The 4,717-nt window shown below is 68.2% G+C and carries 4 protein-coding genes and 1 pseudogene; all 5 read right to left on the bottom strand.

Annotated elements, in window-relative coordinates:
• Positions 1-274, bottom strand: a 274-nt coding sequence (locus ACFYT4_RS36020) for a transposase (protein WP_389279098.1), incomplete at its 3' end; no start/stop codon positions are given.
• 275 nt (positions 275-549) lie between these two features.
• Positions 550-693: pseudogene (locus ACFYT4_RS36025) on the bottom strand (hypothetical protein); the annotation flags it as partial.
• Positions 648-1,748, bottom strand: coding sequence for a UvrD-helicase domain-containing protein (locus ACFYT4_RS36030; protein ID WP_389279090.1), 1,101 nt, complete (start codon positions 1,746-1,748; stop codon positions 648-650). The pseudogene ACFYT4_RS36025 and the gene ACFYT4_RS36030, both read right to left, overlap by 46 nt.
• Before the next feature lie 521 nt (positions 1,749-2,269).
• Positions 2,270-2,548, bottom strand: a complete 279-nt coding sequence (locus ACFYT4_RS36035; protein WP_389279093.1) for a hypothetical protein — start codon at positions 2,546-2,548, stop codon at positions 2,270-2,272.
• Between the two features lie 58 nt (positions 2,549-2,606).
• Positions 2,607-4,604: an AAA family ATPase gene (locus ACFYT4_RS36040; protein WP_389279095.1), complete on the bottom strand. Its 1,998-nt coding sequence runs from the start codon at positions 4,602-4,604 to the stop codon at positions 2,607-2,609.
• Between the last annotated feature and the right edge of the window lie 113 nt (positions 4,605-4,717).

Below are 4,717 nucleotides of genomic sequence, written 5' to 3' on the forward strand. Positions count from 1 at the left end.
GTTCGAACTCGCCGTTGCGGTCCCGCGGCACCGCCAAAGCGACCGCCCCCGCGTCGGTGAGGACCGTCTTGGGCGAGGTCCCGTTGCGGGAGTTCCCCGACCCGTGACCTGCCGGATCTCCGCGTTCATAACCGAGGTGTTCGCTCATCTCGGCCTCCAGAGCCCGTTCCAGCACGGCCCTGGTGATCTCCGTCAGCAGCCCGCCCTCGCCGAGCAGAGCCGCCCCCGAGGCATCAGCCTGATCGAGCAGCCGCTCGACAACCTCGTCGACCATCGTGTCCCCGGCCACCGCCGAGGCGGCTGGTTCTGTCTTGTCTGCCATGACTCGTCCGATCCGCCCGGCCCGAGAGCCCGAGGCCGAGCCCCAGGCCAGGCTGTCACATCATGGACTTACACGATCTTTCAGACACACCCACCGCCTCCGGATTCAGTCGGCGGGGCGTCCTGGTCAGGCCGGTTGCCTTGGCTTGCGTTCTACGTTTCAGGCGAGGGGGGCGCGGTCTCCATTCGGTAGTCGACCTTCATCATCTCCAGATGAGTCGTGACCTTTCAGTGTTTGGAGAAGGGGTAGGTCAGCGCCACGAGGCGGCGCGCGCGGGTGATAGCGACGTAGTAGGTCCTCAGTAGTTCGCTGTTTTCCGTGTGCGTCAGCGGATCGGCCCATGCCTGGAGTAGTTCGGTGACGCTCTGGGGTTTGGGAAGATGGACGAGGACCGCGTCGGCCTCGCTGCCTTTCGCCTGGTGAACGGTGGACTGCGCATGGCTGCGGCGGGGGTGCTTTCGCTGTCAGTCTGGGGCACGCCGATGAGCGAGCCGATGGGCTGGTCCAGTTGCTTGGCTGTCAGCGACAGGATTTTGGGTGCCGTCGGCTGGATCCCTGAGGGCGGAAGCTGGGTTCTGAGGACCGAGCGGGCGGTGCTGCGCCAGTCGCGGGCCGGTGTCGCGTCGACCAGGGGCAGCGCGGTGAGGAATTGCCCCGCCCGGCGTCGCATGATGGCCGGAGCGATGCCGTGAGCGGTCAGGCTGTCGGCGAGGGTTTCCTCGGTGTCGGGGTGCCAGTAGTCGTTGAGTAGCGCACTGGCGATGGCCAGCGCGTGCTTGCGCGCGGCCGCGGGGGCTTCTGCGGCCGTGAAGACAGCTGCGGCCCATGCCAGTGCCCTGGCGTCGGTGCCCTTGGGATGGTTGAGTGCGGGGCGCGAACGTGCCTTGGGTACGGCGTCGTTGCGGTAGGCCAGAGCCATGCAGTCGGCTGCGGCGATGTCCACGCGCGCGGCATGGCCGACGAATGCCTCGCCGGCGTCACTGGCGTCGAGCAGCCCTGACGTCTTCCTTCCGTGACGGCCGTAGGGCAGGAGCAGCAGGGGGACGGCCGTGTCGTGGTGGTCGCCCACCGGGTCATCGGGGATGCTGCGGGCGGTGGGCCGCAGGGTGGCTGCCAGCTGGCACACCGGTGGGCTGCTGTGCCAGTTGCCGTTCAGTTCCAGGTGGGTGGGCGGGCGCCGGGTGAAGGAGTGCAGATCTTGCGGCCGTGCGTCGTTCCATTCGTAGATGCCCTGATCGGTGTCGGCGACCACGACCAAAGGCAGGCCTGCCCGGTGCATCTGTTCGAGGATGGCGAGGTCGAGTTCGGAGCAATCCTGGGCCTCGTCGACGACGATTTCGAAGAAGCGGTGGCGGTCGGGTTCCTGACGTGGTCGAGGGCTGCGGTACGCACCTCGTGACCGGTCATGTAGCCGCGGCGCTGCCATAGGTCGTCACTCCGTCGTTGGGCGAGCCGGAGGTAGTCCGTCTCGGTCAGTTGCGAGTTGACCAGCAACCTTGCCGCTGCGGGCCACTGCCCTCCGCTTTGCCGGGTGGCGGGATCGTAGCTGAAGCGGAAGGACGAGAGCGGTACCTTGCGCGGGCCGACAACGGCGGCTGGGACCTGGTCCCAGGACAGGACGTGCTGCCAGGGCGGGGCCGCGGGCAGGAATGGGCGTACCAGGTAGCGCCACAGGAAGCTGTCGAAGGTGCCGATGAAGTGCGGGAAGGACGTCAGGTCCGGCCGGGTTGCCGGAGCAGCGATCACGGAGTTCGTCAGACGCGACGTTGGTGAAGGACAGCAGAGCTCTGCCGGCCCGCCGGGGGCCGGGCGGGGTCAGGCAGTGCCGGTCAACGAGGACGCGAGTCTTGCTGGCACCGGGGCAGGCGCGGAGGAACAGGGGCGCCGGGGCGTGTACGGCCTGCTGCTGGCGCTGCTCGGCCTGCGCGCGGCGCATGTCGATCAGGTTCATCGGCCGCCGCCGTCGACGTCCGCGATCCACCGGATCGCGGCGGCCAGGTGTTCAGGCACACGGAAGCCGTCGGGCCGGGTGGCCAGGCGCTCCGCAAGGCGGTAGGCGTAGTCACCCTTGGGAAGTCTGTTGTTGCCGACGGTGAACAGGGTGCCGAAGGCGCCTGCCTGCTCGTCGGGTGTGGTGGCGTCGTCGACCGGCTTCCATCGGTGTGCCGACTTGGGGCACAGGTCGAGGAAGACGTCCTTGAGGAGTGCCCGGTTCTCGGGCCGCATCAGTTCGGGTTCGAGGGTGGGTCTGCTCTCTGCGATGCGGTAGCGGTCCTCGGGTACCTCACCAGTCCTGCAGGTGCTTGGTCAGGAAGGCAGCACGGTTGAAGTCGGACTCTTCGGTCTCGGCCTGGTCCTCTGCGGCAGTGTCGGTCGTGGGGGTGTCCGGGAGTTGCGGGCCGGTATCCTCGTTGTCTGGTTCTGTTCTCTTCTTCGTGGGGTCCTGGTCGGTGATGGTGACCACCCGGTCGGCGATGCGTACCCCGCTGACGTCGGCGAGCAGGGCCCGCAGGTAGGGGGTGAAGTCGACGCCGTTGACGGCCACAATGCAGCTGCCTCTGAAGACCGCCTTGGCTCGGGTGCGTGCCCGCTCGTCTGGGATGGCGTCTAGGACGAGGTGGGCGAAGGCTGGCATCAGCAGTGCTTCGGCCAGTCCCTCGAAGAGGATCACGCGAGTACCGAAGAGCATGGCGCTCTTGGTGATGTCCAGGTATCGGTCGAGTTTTGCGGGCTCGTGCCGGGCGAAGGGAATGGCTGCGACGGGCACGGCTGCCGTGGTGAAGGCGAAGCCCGTCTCGGGCGGCTGCGGCGGCGCCTCCGGGACGGTGGTCGGCGGCTCGGGTACGGCGATGTCCTGAACAGCCTGGGCCGCGGGGGCCGGGGTCCGGCGCCGTTTCAGGACCACCAGATCCCTCACGGTGGTGGCGGCCAGTACCGGCGAGTGCGTGGTGATGACCACTTGGATGCGGCCCAGCGGCGCGCCCTCGGTCTCCGGCTCAAACATCTGCGACTGCAGTGCCCGGCTCTTGAGGTGCTCCAGCAGCAGGTTCTGCAGCTGCGGGTGCAGATGCGCCTCGGGCTCCTCCACCAGGAACAGCGTCAGGCCGGCCCCGCGCGCGGCTTCGAGTTCGGCCAGGACGGTGGCGATGTACAGGAGGTTGGCGTAGCCCAGACCGGAGCGGGCGATGTCCTCGACATCCAGGCCCTCGTCGCTCATGCGGGTCCGCAGCGCCCGGGCGATGGACACCAGAGTCGGATCGGCGAACGACAGCCCCATGTGCTGGGGGTGCGCACCGACAGTGAGCAGGTTCAACGGATCGTTGATCCGGCCGCGGACAGCCTTGATCTTGTCGTGCTGCTCCAGGTCACGGAAGTGCTTGGCCTGCTCCTGCTCGAACGCCTTGATCGCTTCCTCGCCGCCGAGTTCGGCGGCGAGGATCAGCCGCAGCCGGTTGCCCGAGCTGGAGGCCAGCTCCTGTTGGGCGTTGCGCATCGGCGGCAGATACACATGGCGGACCGCGCGACGTGCCTCGGGCTCCGGATCGTCCAGCAGCCGCCCCGCTGACCAAACCGGGCGCGGGGCTCGTTCGCCTCCGGCCGGGCGGGCGAAGGTGACCGAGTAGCGAGCGTGGTGCCCCTGCTGCAGGTCCGGCTCCTCGCTCGCGGGAACGAGTGCCTGCAAATGCGTTGCTGCCTCGACGTCCTCCAGTCCCGCGTAGACCGCAGCCAGCTGCGCACCGCCAGCCGCCCAGGGATGGACATCGTCGGGTTCCCACCAGCGGTTGCGCCGCCCGTCGAGCGGATCGGTCAGCAGCCGCAGCGCATCGATAAAGTTCGACTTGCCAGCGTTGCCGGCGATCAGTTCGAACCAGTCGTTCCATCCTGCGCCGTCGTAGCGGGAGCGCAGGATGTCCAGAGCACGGTCGGCGGACGCCCCCGCCGCGGTGTCACCGAGCACACGGTGCACGCCCCGCAGGGCGACAGCCATGCCGGCCACTCCCGTGTAGAGGCCGCTGTCCACCCAGTCTTCGACCGCGTCAGCGACGCTGCGGGCACCGCGCAAAGCCATGTCCGCGTACCGATCGTCGGCGAAATACCGCCATGCATCGAGGAGAGCCGGCAGCACTCCCGAAGTTCCGCTGTACAGCGTCGGCGTGACCTGCTCGTCGGAGAGAGTGTTCGGCCAGGCCACACCATCGTCGATGTCCCGCGCAGCCTTCATCAGCCACTCAAGGGCCCCGACGGCAAGCGATTCCGCGTCACCCGGTGCACCAGTGATCATCGGCCTAGCGTTCCACACCGCGCGGCTGGGGATAGGAGCCCGATGCCGACCTGGGCAGTAGGGGGAACAACCCCTGGCCACGGACACGGGGACTCAGCGGGGCTCAGGGGAAC

The sequence above is a fragment of the Streptomyces sp. NPDC004609 genome (assembly GCF_042873655.1).
Lineage (GTDB): Bacteria > Actinomycetota > Actinomycetes > Streptomycetales > Streptomycetaceae > Streptomyces.